At 69.8% G+C, this 17,570-nt stretch carries 15 protein-coding genes, 1 tRNA gene and 1 pseudogene; 5 read left to right on the top strand and 12 right to left on the bottom strand.

Going from position 1 to position 17,570, the window contains the following annotated elements:
- Window positions 1–57 precede the first annotated feature (57 nt).
- The 3 genes from ACFE65_RS11510 to ACFE65_RS11500 all read right to left on the bottom strand — a co-directional run bounded on the left by ACFE65_RS11510 (window position 58) and on the right by ACFE65_RS11500 (window position 2,926).
- Window positions 58–1,125 (bottom strand): spore coat protein U domain-containing protein, encoded by a 1,068-nt coding sequence (locus ACFE65_RS11510; RefSeq protein ID WP_375382501.1) that lies wholly within the window; start codon window positions 1,123–1,125, stop codon window positions 58–60.
- 221 nt (window positions 1,126–1,346) lie between these two features.
- Entirely contained in the window at window positions 1,347–1,631 is a 285-nt protein-coding gene (locus ACFE65_RS11505) for an FAD-dependent oxidoreductase (protein WP_375382500.1), read from the bottom strand.
- Window positions 1,577–2,926 carry a flavin monoamine oxidase family protein gene (locus ACFE65_RS11500; RefSeq protein ID WP_375382499.1) on the bottom strand — a complete coding sequence of 450 codons (1,350 nt, stop codon included), beginning with the start codon at window positions 2,924–2,926 and terminating at the stop codon, window positions 1,577–1,579. The genes ACFE65_RS11505 and ACFE65_RS11500 overlap by 55 nt, the downstream gene beginning before the upstream one ends.
- 80 nt (window positions 2,927–3,006) lie before the next feature.
- Between ACFE65_RS11500 and hisC the strand changes: the two genes are divergently transcribed.
- Window positions 3,007–4,128, top strand: a complete 1,122-nt coding sequence (hisC, locus tag ACFE65_RS11495; protein ID WP_375382498.1) for a histidinol-phosphate transaminase — start codon at window positions 3,007–3,009, stop codon at window positions 4,126–4,128.
- The gene (locus tag ACFE65_RS11490) at window positions 4,128–5,036 is read left to right on the top strand and encodes a prephenate/arogenate dehydrogenase family protein (protein ID WP_375382497.1); all 909 of its coding nucleotides are present in this window, start codon (window positions 4,128–4,130) and stop codon (window positions 5,034–5,036) included. Before hisC ends, ACFE65_RS11490 begins: the two co-directional genes overlap by 1 nt.
- On the opposite strand, the gene ACFE65_RS11485 is transcribed toward ACFE65_RS11490, so the two are convergent.
- The 4 genes and pseudogenes from ACFE65_RS11485 to ACFE65_RS11470 all read right to left on the bottom strand — a co-directional run bounded on the left by ACFE65_RS11485 (window position 5,037) and on the right by ACFE65_RS11470 (window position 7,943).
- Window positions 5,037–5,741, bottom strand: a complete 705-nt coding sequence (locus ACFE65_RS11485; RefSeq protein ID WP_375382496.1) for a lysophospholipid acyltransferase family protein — start codon at window positions 5,739–5,741, stop codon at window positions 5,037–5,039. It lies immediately after the preceding gene.
- Window positions 5,738–6,277 carry a YdcF family protein gene (locus tag ACFE65_RS11480; RefSeq protein WP_375382495.1) on the bottom strand — a complete coding sequence of 180 codons (540 nt, stop codon included), beginning with the start codon at window positions 6,275–6,277 and terminating at the stop codon, window positions 5,738–5,740. Before ACFE65_RS11480 ends, ACFE65_RS11485 begins: the two co-directional genes overlap by 4 nt.
- Before the next feature lie 22 nt (window positions 6,278–6,299).
- Window positions 6,300–7,205, bottom strand: a complete 906-nt coding sequence (locus ACFE65_RS11475) for a cell division protein FtsX (RefSeq protein ID WP_375382494.1) — start codon at window positions 7,203–7,205, stop codon at window positions 6,300–6,302.
- Between the two features lie 19 nt (window positions 7,206–7,224).
- Window positions 7,225–7,943, bottom strand: a pseudogene (locus ACFE65_RS11470) (cell division ATP-binding protein FtsE).
- Window positions 7,944–8,141: 198 nt separating this feature from the next.
- Here ACFE65_RS11470 and ACFE65_RS11465 point away from each other — a divergent pair.
- From ACFE65_RS11465 to ACFE65_RS11455, 3 genes are all read left to right on the top strand, one after another.
- Entirely contained in the window at window positions 8,142–8,915 is a 774-nt protein-coding gene (locus ACFE65_RS11465; RefSeq protein WP_375382493.1) for an MJ0042-type zinc finger domain-containing protein, read from the top strand.
- Window positions 8,916–9,023: 108 nt separating this feature from the next.
- Window positions 9,024–9,110: transfer RNA gene (locus tag ACFE65_RS11460), tRNA-Leu, on the top strand.
- A 702-nt stretch (window positions 9,111–9,812) separates the two neighbouring features.
- Window positions 9,813–10,646 (top strand): Type 1 glutamine amidotransferase-like domain-containing protein, encoded by an 834-nt coding sequence (locus tag ACFE65_RS11455; RefSeq protein WP_375382492.1) that lies wholly within the window; start codon window positions 9,813–9,815, stop codon window positions 10,644–10,646.
- Window positions 10,647–10,665: 19 nt separating this feature from the next.
- On the opposite strand, the gene ACFE65_RS11450 is transcribed toward ACFE65_RS11455, so the two are convergent.
- Genes ACFE65_RS11450 through ACFE65_RS11430 form a run of 5 tightly spaced genes read right to left on the bottom strand, consistent with a single transcriptional unit; the run spans window position 10,666 to window position 17,265 of the window.
- Entirely contained in the window at window positions 10,666–11,082 is a 417-nt protein-coding gene (locus ACFE65_RS11450; protein ID WP_375382491.1) for a hypothetical protein, read from the bottom strand.
- A complete protein-coding gene (locus ACFE65_RS11445; protein WP_375382490.1) occupies window positions 11,082–11,504 on the bottom strand; it encodes a c-type cytochrome in 423 nt (140 codons plus the stop codon). Before ACFE65_RS11445 ends, ACFE65_RS11450 begins: the two co-directional genes overlap by 1 nt.
- Window positions 11,505–11,519: 15 nt before the next feature.
- Window positions 11,520–13,118, bottom strand: coding sequence for an NAD(P)/FAD-dependent oxidoreductase (locus ACFE65_RS11440; RefSeq protein WP_375382489.1), 1,599 nt, complete (start codon window positions 13,116–13,118; stop codon window positions 11,520–11,522).
- A 50-nt stretch (window positions 13,119–13,168) separates the two neighbouring features.
- A complete protein-coding gene (locus ACFE65_RS11435) occupies window positions 13,169–14,395 on the bottom strand; it encodes an FAD-dependent oxidoreductase (protein ID WP_375382488.1) in 1,227 nt (408 codons plus the stop codon).
- Between the two features lie 41 nt (window positions 14,396–14,436).
- The gene (locus ACFE65_RS11430; RefSeq protein ID WP_375382487.1) at window positions 14,437–17,265 is read right to left on the bottom strand and encodes a TonB-dependent receptor plug domain-containing protein; all 2,829 of its coding nucleotides are present in this window, start codon (window positions 17,263–17,265) and stop codon (window positions 14,437–14,439) included.
- Window positions 17,266–17,570 lie beyond the last annotated feature (305 nt).

Here is a 17,570-nt window from a genome sequence, read left to right as displayed (position 1 = left end):
TCAACGGGGTAGGTCTGATCGCGCTCGGGCGATGCGCTTCGCTCCGGCGCCCGCGCGTCACCGGACCATGTAGGGCACCGACACCGTGAAGCCGGACTGTTTCGCCATCGCCCCCTCCGGCCGGATCCGCACATGGGTGATCGCGCGCTGCGACGCCGCGTCGCCTGCGACCGGTGCATATCCCCATGTCGCGCCGCCATCGGCCGAAAAGTCGACGTCGTCGGTGGCATCGGCCGGGCCGCCATAGCGGAACGTCAGCCCGGAGGCGGGTGTCCCGTCCGTCAGCTGGATCGCGCTTCCCGTCGAGGCGCCGTCCCCGTCCAGCGCAGGCACCAGGCCGGGCGGCGTCGGCACGACGAGCGACAGGGTCGCCGCGTCCAGCGGCACGATGTCGGGATTGCTCACCGCGATCGTCGAGCGCAGTTTCCCACCCGGGATCGTCCTGGGGTTCGCCTGCGCGTTGACGGGATCCCAGGTCGAAACCGAACTGATCGTCATCACGACGGCCTGTGGAGCGATCAGGAGCGTGACGGTGATGACGGACGTGCCGGATCCCGAGTCGGGCGTGCCGATGCACGCGCCGAGCGCGCCGATGCCGGGGCAGAGATACCAGCTCCAGTTGATCGTGATCCGGTCCGTATAGGAGCCGGCCGGTATCGATGCGCCGCCGGTCGGCTTCACGAAGAAGGGCAGATCCGCCGAGCTGCCGCCGAGCAACCCCAAGGTGCCCGGCAGGTTGTTCTGCATATAGTCGATCGTCGACCCTTGCGTGAACGGATATGTCCCGGCCGCGTCCGCCGACGCCACATAGGCGATGCCGTTCGTGCCGCCTTTCTGGATCAACTTGAACTTGTTGTCGCTTTGCAAGGTCGCGCGCATGTAGTTGCCGGCGAGCGGGGTCACCGCCGCGCTCGGACAGGTCAGCCCGCCTCGGCTCTGCAACGCCGGAACCGCGCCAGCCTTCGCCGCCGCGGGGGAATAGGGGCCTACGTTGGTCGTGACGGTCTGGCTGACGGTGCAAGCCGCCATGGCGGGCGAGGCCGACGCCAGCATCAGCAACAACGCGGCGACGACCGTCGGCCAGCCAGGCGCGCCCGATCGGAGCCGGCATGGCCGGCCGGTCATGCGGTTCGACCGCCGGCCATCGCGGAAATCGTCAGGCACTGGATGAACATCGGACCACCGATCGTGAAGCGTCCGGCGATGATCTCCCCAAAGGATGAACGAGGCGTAATTGACCCATAATGGCGATGATCTTGCACCGGCTCGTCGGCATCGCGGTCGACCGCAGGTTCCCCGCGCCCGCACACACGAGAGGGTACGACTTTAGAGACTTTAGCCCGCGCTCACGCCGCCGCCCGCGTCGCGAGCTGCGCCATCACCGCTTCGGCCGCCAGCCGGCCGGTCTGCGCGCCGCCGTTCATGTAACCGGGATAGGCGTCGGACAGATGCTCGCCCGCGAAATGGACGAGGCCGGCGGGCACCGGGCGCGCGGCGCGGCCGTGCTCCTCCACCCAGATCAGCGGGGCGAAGCGGGTCATCTGGCCGGGATGGAAGTTGATGTAGGCGCCCATCGTCATCGGATCGCGGTGCCAGGCGGTGCGGCGCGCGGCGGTCGTGGCGGCGGCCATGCCGGGGATGCCCGCCGCGACGCCGGTGGCGAAGGCGCGTGCCTGCGCCAGCGCCTCGCCCGCGGCGGCGCGCTCGACCTCGGCGCCGCCCAGATACCAGGTCCAGCTGCCGCCCGGCACCGCGCCGCCGGGGTGCGGGCGCACCGACCCGTCACGCCCTTCGATCCGGTCGCGCTGCCGGTTCCCGCGTGCCACAGATTGCCGCCGCGCCCGACCACAGCCTCCCATGGCCGGCTCCGCATCTGCGCCTGCACCTTCTCGTTGCGGCCGAGATTGGCTTCGGCGATGAACCGCTGCCACAACGGCGGCAACGGCACGCCGAACGCGATGCGCCGGGTGATCGAGGCTGGGCTGGTGACGATGACGGCGGCGGCGTCGACATGGGTCTTGTCGGCGAAGACGAGCCGCACGCCGCCCGCTGAACCGGCCGCAGGATCGATCGCCGCCACCTTCTTCCCCGTCGCGATCCGTTTCGCCATCCTAGCCGCCATCGCGTCGATCAGCGCGGACGAGCCGCCGGCGATGACGTAGCGCTCGTCCGACCGGCTGAGCACGTCGACGCGCGCGCCCTCGATGCTCGGCAGGTTGAACATGAGTTCGACCGCGGAGGCGAGCGCGGGCTCGGTGCCATATTCGGTGCGCGCCGTCGCCTCGAGCAGCCCGCGCACCCACGGCTCGCCGACCGCATGGGCGTGCTTGTCGAGATAGCCGGTGAACGACAGGCGATCGAGCTCGGCGGCGACATGCGCCTGATCGCGGTCGAGCCGGTCGGCGTCCCTGGTCATCTGTTCGGCGATGCCGCGCATCGCCGCCACCGCGTCCGCCTCCGCCACCGGTTGCCCGTCGGCGAGGATCAGCGAGCGGAACCTGCCCGCGCGCCGGTCGATCAGCCCGACGCCGAAGGTGCGCGCGAGCTCCGCCATGTCGTGATGGTCGGTGTTGACGAGCTGGCCGCCCATCTCCAGCGGATCGCCGCCGCCATGCGCCGTGTACATCCGGCCGCCGAGCCGGGGTCGCGCCTCGTACAATCGCGCGTCGATGCCGGCGTGGGTGAGCGTCCACAGCGCGGTCAGCCCCGCGATGCCGCCGCCGACGATCGCGACCGGGCCGCCGGTGGTGGCGGACGCCCGCGTCCCGCGCGGCAGCCCGGCGACGAGCGCGGTCGCGGCCAGCGCCTTCAGCACCCGGCGGCGCGTCTCGCCCTCCCGCCCCGGCACCGGCGCGGCCTCGGCCGCCGCGGCCAGATTGGCGGCTCGTGCTTCGCCCAGCACCTGCCAGATACCGCCTGCCCGCATGCCGTCCCCCAGACCCGGAGGGCGCTGTAGCAGCAGCCGCGCGGCTTGCGCCAGCCGGGCAGGGGCGGCATGTCCGGCCGATGCAGACCAACGCCTCCCCAACCCCGATCGCAGCGCCGCAGCCCAAGCCCTGGATCATGGGCATCGCGCCCTATGTGCCCGGCCGTGCCACCGCCGACGATGGCCGGCCGGTGACCAAATTGTCGTCCAACGAGAACCCGCTCGGCACCAGCCCGGCCGCCCGCGAGGCGTTCGCCGCCGCCGGCCACGAGCTGGAACGCTATCCGGACGCGGGCGCCACCGCGCTGCGCGAGGCGATCGCGGCGGCGCACGGCATCGAGGCGGACCGGATCGTCCACGGCACCGGCTCCGACGAGGTGCTGCACCTCGCCGCCGGCGCCTTCGCGGGGTTGGGGGACGAGGTGATCTACGTCCGCTACGGCTTTTCGGTCTACGATATCGCCACCCGGCGCGTGGGCGCGGTGCCGGTGGTGGCGCCCGACCGCGACTATGCGACCGACGTCGACGCGATCCTGGCCTGCGTCACCGATCGGACACGCGTCGTTTTCGTCGCCAACCCGAACAATCCGACCGGCACCTATGCCGGCCGGTCCGAGATCGCGCGGCTGCATGCCGGCCTGCCCGGCCATGTGCTGCTGGTGGTCGATCAGGCCTATGCCGAATATGTCGAGCCGGGCGAGGAGGACGGCGGGCTGGAACTCGCGCGCACCCAGGCCAACGTGCTGGTGACGCGCACCTTCTCCAAGATCCACGGCCTCGCCGCCGAGCGGATCGGATGGGGCTATGGCTCGCCGGCGGTGATCGATGCGATGCACCGCATCCGCGCGCCGTTTAACGTGACGATCGCGGGGCAGCAGGCGGCGATCGCGGCGCTCGCCGACACGGGCTTCGTCGCCGCCTCGCGCGAGCATAATGCGCGCGGCCGGGCGGCGTTCGTCGCCGAGATCGAGGCGCTGGGCAATGCGGGCCTGCGCGCGGTGCCGTCGGAGGCCAATTTCGTGCTCGTCACCTTCCCGGCCGGTCAGGCGGAGCCGGCGTACAAGGCGCTGATGGCCGCCGGTTACGCGGTGCGCTGGCTGCCGGGGCAGGGCCTGCCGAACGCGCTGCGCATTACGATCGGGCGCGAGGAGGACATGGCGGCGGTGGTGGACGTGCTGCGCGCGCAGGTGGAAGCCGGCTGATGCTCCTGTTCGCGCGGGTGTCGATCATCGGCCTCGGGCTGATCGGCTCGTCGCTCGCGCGGGCCGTACGCGAGCGGATGCCGACGGTGCGGCTGACCGGGCATGACGCGGACGCAGGCGTCCGCGAGACGGCGGTGCGGCTCGATCTGGTCGACGACGTCGCCGACACGGCCGGCGCGGCGGTGACGGCTGCCGACCTCGTGATCCTGTGCGTGCCCGTCGGCGTGATCGGGCAGGTCGCGGCCGAGATCGCCGCCGACCTGCCGGCGGACTGTGTCGTCAGCGACGTGGGCAGCAGCAAGGCGGGCGTCGCATCCGCGCTCGCCCGAGCGCTGCCGGGCGTCGCCCTCGTCCCCGCCCACCCGGTGGCGGGCACCGAGCGCAGCGGGCCGGAGGCGGGGTTCGCCGGCCTGTTCGCCGGCCGCTGGTGCATCCTGACGCCTGCGGAGGATGCCGACCCGATAGCCGTCGAACGCGTCGCCGCCTTCTGGGAAGCGCTCGGCGCGCGCGTCGAGCGGATGACCCCCGAACATCACGACCGCGTGCTGGCGATCACCAGCCACCTCCCCCACCTGATCGCCTATACGATCGTCGGTACCGCCAGCGATCTTGCCGAAGTGACGCGCAGCGAGGTGCTGCAATATTCCGCCGGCGGCTTCCGCGACTTCACCCGCATCGCCGCGAGCGACCCAACGATGTGGCGCGACGTGTTCCTGTCGAACCGCGAGGCTGTGCTCGACATGCTGCAACGCTTCTCGGAAGACCTGAGCCAGCTCCAGCGCGCGATCCGCTGGGGCGACGGCGATGCGCTGTTCGACCATTTCGACAAGACCCGCGCGATCCGCCGCGGCATCGTCGAACAAGGCCAGGACGATCCCCGGCCCGATTTCGGGCGGGGGCACCCATAGTCAGCGTTCCAGCGCGTTCATCGCCGCGTGCACCCGCGCCTCGACCTCCTCCCTCGGCAGCCCCGGCGGGATGACCTCGCCGAAGCGGATCGTGATCGTGCCGCGGCGGCGCAGCCCGCGGCGGGGCAGCAGCCGGCCGCTGTCCACCGCCACCGGCACCGTCGGCAGCGCGAGCAGCCGGTACAGCCCCGCGAACCCCGATTTCAGCGGCGGCGTCTCGCCCGGCGCGACGCGGGTGCCCTCGGGGAAGATCAGGATCGAACGGCCATCCGCCTTTGCCGCCTTCGCCTCGCGCATCATCGTGCGCAGCGCCGCCGCCGATCCGTCGCGGTTCACCACCAGCGCGCCATAGCGCCGCGCCGACCAGCCCCACACAGGGATCTGCGCGAGCTCCTGCTTCAGCGCCATCGCCGGCCCGTCGAGCAGCCGTTGCAGCTCCAGCGTCTCGAACATCGCCTGGTGCTTGGCGGCATACAATGCCGGGCCGCTCGGCCGCTCGCCCTCGATCCGGATCTCGATCCCCAGCAGGCGGCGGACGGCCCAGCGATGGAAGCTCGTCCACGCCGTCGCGTGCGCGATCAGCGTGGAGCGGCCGATCAGCGCGCTGATCGGCGTCGTCGCCACGATCGGCACCGATCCGCCGTAGAACACAAGGTCGAACGCCCAGCGCCGCCAGCGTGGGATCACCGGCAGAAGATCGCTCACCGCCCGAACCCCATCCACAGCGCGACGCGGCGCAGCAGCAGCTTATCGTATTCGTTCACCAGCAGCCCGAGCCGCGCCTCGCCCGGTACCCCGTCGACGATCACCAGCACCCCGGGCTGCAGCGCCGCCACCAGCTCCATTCGCGCCCGGCGGACGTGCCAGTCCGACGTGACCAGCCGCACCGAACGATAGCCGTGGACGCGCACCCAGCGTGCCGTCTCCTCGGCGTTGGAGCGCGTGTCGACCGCCTCCGCGCCCAGATCGACGCAGCAGGCGAACAGCGCCGGCGACACGTGGTAGCGCCGCGCGAGGTCGATCGCGCGGACGTCGGGCGCGACGCCCGTAACCAGCAGCCGTCGCGCCTGGTGCGCGCGCAGCAGGTCCAGCCCGCGATCGATCCGCCCCGGGCCGCCCGTCGGCACCATGATCGCATCGGTGGTCGTCGCCGCATCGAGCGGCGGTGGCAGCGTCAGCATGAAGACCGCGAACCCCAGCACCCAGGCGAGCAGGACGAGGCCGACGAGCCGACGGATCACCGACCATGGTCCGCTGATGGGCTCACAAGGTGCGCCTCAGCGCCGCCGTTACGGCGAACCGCGCCGCGAGCATCGCGAGGACGACGAACACCAGCGGCAGCGCGGCAAGCGCGATCCAGTCGTGCGGCACCAGGGCGATCCCCGCCAGCAGGTCCGATCCTAGCGCGGCGATCTGGCGGCCGACCAGCAGTAGCACCGCCGCCGCCGCCAGCGATCCCACCGCGCCGCCCACGACGGCGTCCAGCGCGAGCCGCCGCTGGAACAGCCGCGCGACCTGCGTATCCGTGGAGCCCAGCATGTGCATGACCTCGATCGTCGCGCGATGCGTCTCCAGTCCCGCGCGCGCCGCGAGCATCACCACCGCCGCTGTCGCCGCCGCCATCAGCAGCACGAGCGTGGCGGCCAGCCAGACGGCGGTGGTCATCACCTGGACGACGGGCGACATCCAGGCGGCATGCCGGTCGACCCGGGCCGTGGGCACGGCGGCGAGCACGGTGGCGGTGGCGCGCGCGGCCACCGCGGGGTCGTCGCTAGCGAGGTCGACGTCGATCATCGCCGGCACCGGCAATCCGGGGTCGGCGGCGTCAGCGCCCAGCCACGGGCGCAATAGCCGCGCGAGCTCGGCCGGATCGACCGGCCTGGCCCGGGCGACATCGGGCGATGCGCGGAGCACCGCCAGCGCGCGTGCCGCCGCGCTCGCGGTCGCCGCGCGATCGCCCCCGCTCACCTGCACGGTCAGCCGCCCGGAAAGCTGGCGCGCGAGCAAGGCGCGCGCGTCCGCGGTCGCGAGGCCCGCGGCGCCCGCCAGCAGCGTCAGGAACAGCATGATCGCCATCACCCATGTCATCGCCCGCGCGCCGCTCGCCTCGTCGAGGACACGGCGATCGGTGGCCGGGCTGGCGGCACGGCGGCGTGGGGGCCGGCTCACGCGCGTCCCACCGGCCAGCTCACGCGGCGGGCCGCTGCGGCGGGTGGCGCAGCGCGCCCGTCGGATCGAGCAGCCGGCCGCGGTCGAGCCGCATCATCGTCGCGTGCGGGATACGGCCGAGCAGGTGGAGGTCGTGCGTCGCGACGACGACGGTGGTGCCCAGCCGATTGAGGCTGTCGAACAGATGGAGCAGTCGCTCCGCCATGTCGGGATCGACGTTGCCGGTCGGCTCGTCAGCGACCAGAACCTCGGGCCGGGCGATGACCGCGCGCGCGCGACGCGCTGCTGCTCGCCGCCCGACAGCGTCGCCGGCCGCGCGCCCGCGCGCTCCGCGAGCCCGACCCAGGCAAGCATCTCGCGCACCGGCGCGACGATCTGCGCTTCGGGCACGCCAGCGACACGCAAGGGCAGCGCGATGTTGTCGGCGGCGGACAGGTGCGGCACCAGCCGGAAGTCCTGGAACACGACGCCGATCCGGCGGCGGAAGCCCGGCAAACGCCCACGCGGCAACAGCACCGCATCCTCCCCGAACAACCGGATGATGCCCCGGCTCGGCCGCTGCGCCAGGTAGAGCAGCCGCAGCAGCGAGGTCTTGCCCGCGCCGGAAGCACCGGTGAGGAAATAGAACAATCCGCTGCCCAGCGTGAACGAGATGTCGCTCAGGGTCTCGGGCCCGGTGCCCCCCGTTTCCGGGCCGTAGCGCAGCCCGACATTCTCGAACTGGACGATGTTCGCCACTGCGCGCGCCTGCCCCGTTTCTCAGCGATGGCGTCATCGCACGGCAGGGGCGAGCGCGGCAAGCCGGGCAGCAGGCGCGGTGACCGCCGCGGCCCCGCGGGGCTTGCCAGCCGCCGGGGCCCCGTGCTTAGCATGCGTTCGCCGCCGCCGTCCCGGTCCCGCGGCGCGTGGTTCGTCGTCGCCCATGATCCTCCATCCATGATCCTTCAGTGCCCGGAATGCCGCACCCGCTATCTGGTGCCCGACGCCGCGATCGGCGTCGAGGGTCGCACCGTGCGATGCGCGACGTGTCGGCACAGCTGGTTCCAGGAGCCCGCGCTCGCCGAGCAGGCGGCGCCGTTGCCCGGCATCGCGGACCCGGCCGTCTCGGGCGAACGGTCCTGGGGCGACGAGGCGCGCGCGGCACCGATCGTCGAGGCGCCGCCGGCGCACGCGGCGGTGGCCGTGTCGCCTCCGCTGCCGCCGCGGCTGGATCACGATGCCCGTGACGCCGATGGCTTCGTCCCGCGGCCGGCGTTCCGCGCTCGCCGCAATCCCGCGCGCTTCTGGACCGCGGGTGCGGTCGGCGCCGGGCTGCTGATGCTGCTCGCCGTTGCCGCGATCATCTGGAGTGGTGCTCCCGGCATCGCGTCCCAGCTCGGCCTGCTGCCCGCGCGCGACCAGCCACTGCAGGTCGTCAGCGATCCCGTGCAGCGGCGCTTCCTCGACAATGGCTCGGTGCTGTTCGCGGTCAGCGGCCGCGTGGTGAACCCGACGGCGGCGAGCCAGCGGGTGCCGGACCTGCGCGTCGACCTGCTCGACCGCGCCGATGGTCGCGGGCGCAGCGTCTACGGCTGGACGATCACGCCACAGGCGCGCACCCTGCCGGCGCACGCCAGCATGGAGTTCAACAGCAGCAAGCTCGACGTTCCCGCCAACGCCCGCCAGCTGCGGCTGAGCTTCGCCGGCGACGACCAGACGGCCGCCCGCTAGCCCCCCCGCTGGCCGATCGTTCCGCACCGCGCCCTGTTGCCACCTGATGTGGGCGCTGCTAGGGGCCTGCGCCTGCCAGATGCCGGTCCTTACCGGTGTTCTTCACGTGCGGTCGTGGCGGAATTGGTAGACGCGCAGCCTTGAGGTGGCTGTGTCCGAAAGGACGTGGAAGTTCGAGTCTTCTCGACCGCACCATAATCGAGCAGAAGATATCGCGGACACCGGCTGTCCGTGTCGTCGTCGACGGTATTCGAGCGGCCTGATGACGCCCGCGTTTTGCGCGACTCCACCTGATCGATCGCCGTAGGTCGCGACAAGGAGACCATCATGACCGACACGTTCAAGCCGACCGCGAAGATGGCGGCCAATGCGAAGAAGGGGCTGAAGCTGCGCGAAGACTTCGGCCGCGGCGGCACGGACGTCGGCGTCCATCGCGCCGAGCAGCTTGCGGCGCAGGAGATCTGTCGGCGGACGACGTCAAGGCTATCCACAGCTATTTCGCGCGTCACGAGGTCGACAAGAACGGCAAGTCGCACGAGTGGGGCTCGGACACCGATCCGTCCGCGGGCTATGTCGCCTGGCTGCTCTGGGGCGGCGACGAGGGCAAGGAGTGGGCCGACCGCCATGCCGGGAAGGTCGGCTGACGACGCCGGTGCCACTGCCGTATCGCCGGAGGTAACGGCCCGGTCGCCGCCAAGTCTCCGGGCGGCGGCCCGTCAGCTACCGCGAGCAACCGGCGCAAGAACAGTTGCTGGCGCACGACACCCGTTTCTTCGAGCGGTCCGTCACATCTGACGGTGGGTTCCGACCAACTTCTCTTCTGTTCTTGCCGTGAGGATCACACCCGTTGCGTTGCGACAGACGTGAGCATACGCCTTGTCCCAGGGGGACCCGATCATGGCGGACAATAAGGCGAACATCGGCCGACGCGGGTTCCTGTCGGGCGGCACGGTCGCTGCGGCCGGGCTGTTGGCGAGCGGAACGGCGGAGGCGGCGAGCCAGCGAGCCGGGTCTTCCCTCAGGGCAGCCCAGCCGACGATCTTCGCGACCGGCGGCGGCTTCTTCCCGCAGGCGTGGGAACCGTCCTGTTTCCCGGAATACCTGCTGGCGTTGACGCGGGCGACCAACCCGAAGGTCTGTTGGCTTGGTCCCGCCTCCGGCGAAAGCGCCGCCGGGTTCGAATCGTTCGCACGCGGCATGGAAGAGCATCCATGCCAGGTCCGCCACTTCAACATCTATCAGCCGGCGACGCTCGACTTCGTCGACTATATGATGGGGATGGACATCGTCTTCGTCGGCGGCGGCTCGACCAAGAACATGATGGCGTTGTGGCGCGAATGGGGCTTCGACAAGGCGCTGCACGCCGCCTGGCAGGCGGGCGTCGTGATGTCGGGCGGCAGCGCCGGGCTGATCTGCTGGTTCCAGTCGGGGCTGACCGACAGCTTCCCCAAGGTGCTGGCGCCGGTGCGTGCGCTAGGCTTCCTCCCCGGCTCGACCAATCCGCATTACCATATCCGGCCCGACCGCGTGACGCGATACCAGCAGTTCATCGCCGACGGCTCGCTCGACAGCCCGGGACTGGCGCTCGATCAGGACGTGGGCGCGCTGTACCATGGCACCGACCTGGTCGAGCTGGTATCGGCCAAGAAGGAGGCCGGTGCGTGGCGGCTGACCCGCACCGCGACCGGCTTCGACGAGGTCCGCCTGCCCGTACGCTACCTAGGCGCCTGAGCCGCGACCTGCCGCCGCGTCAACGCGGGCAATGCGGGGCGGCCGCGCTGCGTCGCGTGCGCCAGGCGGCGACGACATCGGGCGCCAGCGTTGCCGCCGCGCCTACCTGCTCGGGCGTGAGTCCCAAGGCGCCGCGCTCCGCCTCCACCGCGATGAACGCGATGCGCTCGTCGGAACAATCCTCGGCCAGGACCTCCGCGTCGCCTCCGTCGCCGGTCGGGCTGGCGGCGTCACGCGCGACGGCGGCGGTCGCGTTGCGCCATCCGCGCCAAGCCGCGCCCAGCCGGAACGAGGGCGAGGCGAGCGGTGCCTGGCGGAGCGCGATGGCATCGCTCGGCCGATCGCCGACTGCGGCCCCGCCGCGCGCGAAGTCACCGGCGTCGAACGGACCGGACGCGGCAGCCGTCAGGAGGAGGGCCGCTCCTGCCCAGCGCATCAATGGCCCGGCAGCACGCTCGGCTGGTCCGCCGCCGACCCCTTGCGCGCCGCGGCGACGATCGCCGGTGTGATCGGCGGCGCATGGTTGCTCCACGACGACCGGACATGGGTGAGCACCGCGGCGATCTGCTGGTCGGTCAGGTCGCTCGAAAAGCTCGGCATGCCGCCGCGGCCCTTGAGCACCGTCCGCGCGATGGGCTCGGGCGGGCCCTTCACGAAGGCGTCACCGTCGAGCGCCGGGAACGCGCCCGGGATGCCCTTGCCGTTCGCCTGATGGCAGGCGGCGCAGTTCTGCGAGAAGATCATGGCCCCGTTCGGGGCGGCGGGCGGCGCTGCGGCCGACAGCGCAGCCGCGCCGCCGATGCCGGAGAGACCGAGCAGCGCGGCCAGACCGAGCGACCGCCTAGTTCCGATATCCATCGTCAATTCCTCGTCTCAGGCCGCGTGCACGCGAGCGTGCAGCTTGCCGATCTGCTGCCAGGCGGATTCGATCCCGCCCTCCTGCCAGCCGGTGATGTAGCTCAGATGCTCGCCAACGAGATAGAGCCGCCCGTCGGGCTCGCACAACGTCGGATAATAGCTCGCGCGGCCCTCGTCGGTCCACTGCGCCCAGCCGCCGAGGTTGAAGGGCACGCGGTGCCAGGCGATCGAAAAGGCGCTGTCGCAGGCGTCGGCATATTCGGGGAACGTCTTCTTGCCGGCCGCCAGCGCGAACTGCTTGCGCCCCTCCAGGCTCAGCGCGCTGACCTTGGCCGCGGCGGAGCCGTGACCGTAATAGCCGAGCAGCACGCCCTTCTCGCCGAGCCAGCCGGTCGAGGGGAAGCTGATCGACTGGACGTCGGGATCGTCGACATAGATGTGGCCGCCGTAGATATTGTATTTCTCCTCCCAGAAGCGCGTCTTCATCTGGAGGCCGATCTTCCCGACCAGCGCATAGGCGACGCCGTTCATCGCTTCCTTGAACTTGGGCGCGCACTGGACGTCGATCGATTTGAGCACCGACAGCGGGATCGTGCAGACGCAGTAATCCGCCGTGACGCTGCCGTGCTGGCCGTCCGCCGTCGCATAGGAGACCGTGACCGAGTTCTCGTCCTGCGCGATCTTCTCGACGACATGGCCGACCTGCACCGTCAGCTTCAGGTTGCGGACGAACCCGGCAGGCAACTGGTCCATGCCGCCGACCGGCTCGAACATCGTGCGCTGCTGGTCGAACGCCGACACCGATTTCAGCACCCGCCACGTCTCGGACTGGAGGATGTCGCCCAGCTTATGGGGCGTGGAGGGCTTGCCCGGCCCCGGATCGACGCCCGCGCCGGGGTTCACGTCGAAGCCGCGCCCATCGGTGCCGACGTATTTGAAGTCGGCGGGCGTCAGATAACCCTCGGAACGCAGGTAATCGAGGAACAGCTCCTTGTCGCCCGGCCCGAACTCCTGATCGAGCGCGCCCTGGCGGACGCACTTCGCCAGCATCTCGCTCGCATAGCCGCGCATGTCCGCCGCGACCTCCTGCTTGCGGACCGGGGTCGCCGCGAGCGGGCCCTTGCCCTTTTCGAAGTTGATGAAGCTGTGGTCGTTGTCGTTGTTGAACAGCTCGACCGGTACCCGGAACTTGCGGGCGTAATGCAGATAGCCCTGGTGCATGTACGGGATGCGCCACGGGCCGGGGTTGATGTAGTGGCCCTCGTCGAAGGTGCAGACCTGCGGCTCGCCGCCATACTCCGTCAGCTTCGTCCCCCGGCGCGCGGTGTAGGAACGGCCGCCGATCCGGTCGCGCGCCTCCAGCACCGTCACGTCGTAGCCGGCGGTCGACAGCTCATAGGCCGCCGAGAGCCCGGCGACGCCGGTGCCCAGCACGATCACCTTCCGGCCCTTCGCGCCCCCGGTCAGTTGGGGCGGCTCGGCACCGGCCGAACCGATCCCGAAGCCCAGCGCCTGCATCCCGGCCATGACGAGCGCGGTGCCGCCCACGCGGCTGAGCTGTTCGAGGAAGGTGCGGCGGCTGAAGCCACCCGTCATTGCCGCTGCGTTCGTCATCGATGGTCTCCTGAGAACCTTGTGTCGCCTGCCGGCGCGCGATCGTAAAGCTATATCCGCCGCGTCCTGCCGTGCGCGCCGAACCGCGAAAAGAGCTCGGCGATCTTGCCAACCGCAGCGTCCGCCTCGGCGCGATCAGGCACCTCGCGCGTGTCGTTATAGCCTTTCATGTCGCCGCCCTCGACTGCCTGGACGACTATCCCGTCGCGGCGCGAGAGGACGCTCACGTCCTTGTAGAAGACGCCGTAGCGCACCTCGGCCTGTGGGATCAGCCAGGCGATCTGCCCGCGCACCGGCACCACCGTATCGTCCTGCCACAGCGCGCGTGCGCCATAGCCGGTGCAGTTGATGACCACCGGCTCCCGGACGGTCGCCGCGATGTCGGCGGGCGAATGGAACTCCGCGCGACGCATCTGCCCCCCCGCCGCGAAGAAGTCTGTCATCAGCGTGTGGCCATAATCGGCGATGTTGAACTGCATCGACGTGGTCCGATAGACGAACGGCGCGTCGAACGGCGTCGATCGGGCGGGCAGCAGCTCGCTCTGCGGCGTCAGGTCGCGCACGCGCTCGTTATAGTGGCCGAAGTCGAGCATGCCGCTGGGGCCGTCCGGCCGGCGCGGGAAGGCGATGGCGTGGTCGGACAGCGTATAGCGGTCGGACCATTCAACCGGATCGCCCGGCAGGCCGAGGTAGCTGCGATACGTCTTGAACGAGGTGCGCGCCATCTCCTCCCAGACCGCGCCGAACGCTGGCCCCGCGACGCTGGCCAGCGCGATCCGCGAGTCGAGCGTCCAGCTGCCGGTAGCGCGCGCCGACCGCGCCTGCGGGAGCAGGTCCTTCGCATAGATCGTCACCTTCGCGCCCGCGCGCTGAGCGAGGATCGCCGACGTGAGCCCGAGCGCGCCGCAGCCGATGACGGCGACCTCGCGCGGGCTGCCTGCCATCGCCTTGCCTACGGCGATCGTTCCCGACCCCCACGACAGCGACCAGCCGCTGCCGCCGTGCCCGTAATTGTGGACCACGAGCTTGTCGCCAAGCTGTTCGACGTCGAGCCGCGGCCCCGCCGCGCGGAACGGGCGCAGGCATACGGTGATGTCGAACACCCGGTCCTGCGCGGCACGGACCGGCGCGAGACCCGCCATCCCCCAGGGCGCGGACGCGAGCCGGTCGCGCGGCGCCGTCGCGCACCCTCCTAGCCCTAGTCCAAGGGTGGTCAGAACCGAACCGCCCAGCACCTGCCGCCGCGAGATCGGGCCGGTATCCGTTGACCGGTGCATGATGGACGCTCGGTCGAACGCGTGTGCGATAATGGGCCTCGTCAAAACTTCACGCTCACCCGGCCGTAATAATAGCCCCCGTCCACGCCGAACGGCGAGGTGCTCGGATATTTCTGCACGTAAGCGGTCGAACTGATCGAATATTGCGCCGCGCGGAAGTCGCCCGGGAACATGTTAGGGTATTTATTGAACACGTTGTTCGCGCCCAACGATATGCGCAGCATCTTCGCGACCTTGAAGCTCGCCTCGATGTCGGTGATGAAGGCCGAATGGATCGGCACATCCACATATTGGCTGGCGTTGGTCGGGAACGTCGCTTCGTAATAGGTCGGGCCATAGAAGGACTCGCGCAGGTTGATCTCGACGAAGCCCAGGTTCCATAATGCGCCGGCGGTGGCGCGGAACTTGGGCGTGGTGTCGGTCAGCGTGGTCAGCGCGCCCAGATCCAGCAGTAGCTGCGCCTGGTTGACGTTGGCGGGCGGCGCTGAGACGCGGTTCACCTTGGTATAATTATAGTTGACCGCCAGCGACCAATCGACCGAGCCGAGCTTGCCGAAGTCGCTGGAATAGGTCGTCAGGAAGTCGGCGCCGTGGGTGATGGTGTTCACGCCGTTGACGAACGTGTTGATGCTCAGCGACCCGCTGGCGCCGCTGTCGATCGCCGCGATAACCGAGTTGATCGGCACCCCGTTGGCACTCAGCGCCGTCAGCACCGAAGGCGAGATCACACCGGTGCACGCGGCCGAGCCGACGATCGCGGCATAGCCTGCTGCAGCGGCGGCCGGCGTCGTGTAGGCATTTGCCGCCGTCAGATATTTGCAGTTGTTCGAATAGCCAACGAACGCGCCGGACTGTGCGATGCGGTCGCGCAGGTAGATCGCGTAGAGGTCGAGCGTCGCGGTAAGTCGCGGGGCCGGATGCACGACGATGCCGAAGGAATAATTGTTCGACTTCTCGGGTTTGAGGCCCGCGATCCCGAGCGATGCGGCGCCCGACGAGTTCGGCGCGAACACGCCCGACAGCGACGACACGCTCACGTTGATGCCGGAATAATATTCCTCCGCGAGCGTCGGCGCGCGAAAGCCGGTCGAGACCGTGCCGCGGATCGCGAAGGCGGGCGAGAAGTCGTAGCGGCTGGTCACCTTGAAGACGGTCGTGCCACCGAAGTCGCTGTAATTCTCGTGGCGAGCCGCGGCGTCGATCACCAGCGGCTCGACCGGTTTCAGGCTAATGTCGACATATTCGGACACGTCGTGGCGGCTGTGGTCGCTCGCATTGGTCGGTGCGTAACCGAAGAACGACTGGATGCCGCCGCCCAATACGCCGGTGCCGACATAGTAGGACGCCGGATCGCCAGCGCGCAGTTGATAGTTCTCGAAACGATACTCGACGCCGCCCGCGATGTTGACGGGCTCCGCGAAGCCGACGTCCAGCTTGTGGGTCAGGTCGAGCGTTGCCGTCGCCTGCTTGTTGACGAAGTCGCCGTCGTGCACGTTGCTCGGCGAAAAGCCGTTATGGTAGATGCAGCCGATCGTACCGGCCACGCATGATGCGCCTGCGGTCGTCTGATAGCCCGACGTGTCGTAATAGAGCGCCGCATTGGCCGAGTTTTGGACGTAGATCGCATCGAAGTCCCGGCCATAGACCAGGCTGACGTCGTAGGTCGTGTTCGCGATCTCGCCCTTGGCGCCGCCGGTGAACGCATAATCCGTCTCGCGCAGCACCTCCTGCGGCGAGAAACCGGTCGGGAACGGGATATCGCCGCTCGGCGTGGCGCTGTTGACCAGCCCGACCGCCGACTTGCCGTACACGACGTTGGGCAGGCGATAGTTCTGGAACGTGCTGCCCACGCGCCGCGAATAGGAGCCGAATGAATAGACCTCCACGCCCGGAACGCCAGTGTACCCCATGTTGAACATGGCGTTGGTCAGATTGTAACGGCCGTCGCCGAAGATGCGGTTAACGTCCGGATAGTCGGTGAAGCCGGTTACGCCAGGATAGCGTGCGAGGACTGTCCGGCCGCCGCTGTTGCCGGTATTGGCGCTGGTGTTGTAGCCGGTGTCGACCACGCGCGGGTCTACGTCGCCGCGGAAGCTGTAATCGTGGAACTTGCGCTCGGCGGTGACGCTCAGATACATGTCCGGGATCGGGGCGATGCCGATGTTGCCCATCACGTCCCAGGTCAGCCCGTCGCCGTCGATATACTGGCCGACGGTGCCGTCCATCGTGCCGCCGTGGTCGTTCTTCTTCAGGATGAAATTGACGACGCCGGCGATGGCGTCGGTGCCATATTGCGCGGCCGCGCCGTCCTGCAGCACCTCGATATGGTCGATCGCGTCCTCGGGGATCAGGCCGATGTCCGGCGACGCGCCGCCACTGGAGATGCCGCCGGTCACGACGACGTTGGCCGTCCCGTGCCGCCGCTTGCCGTCAATGAGCACGAGCGTCTGGTTGGGGCTGAGCCCGCGCAGCTTGATCTGCGGATGGAACGCGGTCTGGTCATTCCCGAACGCCTGCACCTGGATAGAGGGAAGCGTCTGCGCCAACGCCTGCAGCAGGTCGGGCTGCCCGACGCGTTTGAGGGCATCGGCACCGAGCACCTGGACCGGTGCCGGACTGTCAGAAGCGCGGATGCCCGTCGTCCGCGTCCCCGTCACGATCACCTCGTCGCCCGCATTCGCGCCCTCGTCCGTCGGCGTGGTCTGGCCCGCGACGGGCCGGTCCGGCCGGGCTTGGACCGGAGGCGCATGCGGTTCCTCCGCGGCTGCGATGGCAACGCCCGGAGATTGAGGTACGGTCTGCGCCGTGGCGACGCTGCTGGCCAGCAGGCCGGCGGCGATCGCCAGAGTCGATGTGGTGAAGTCAAGCATCCTGTTCGCGCCCCCGCTCTAGGTTGCCTGTCGGACCTCCTCTCCGCCCATCACGTCGCGATCACCGTCACGTCCTTGTCACAAGATGCATAACCGCCTGGTAAGAAGCAACAGAGATTATGTCGCACATGGATGACGCGACCGAATATTACGCAGGCGACATGCCACGCCGATCCTGGCGCCATCGATGGCATTTGCCGGAGGAGGCGACCGGGTGCCGCCGCTTCAAGCGTCCTAGTGTCCGTCGACTGCGTTCAGGATCGCGCGGCCGTAGGCGGTCTTCTTGAAGCGCTCGCCGGCGGCAC

This window comes from uncultured Sphingomonas sp., from assembly GCF_964237335.1.
Lineage (GTDB): Bacteria > Pseudomonadota > Alphaproteobacteria > Sphingomonadales > Sphingomonadaceae > Sphingomonas.
This window is presented reverse-complemented; position numbering and strand designations above follow the sequence as displayed.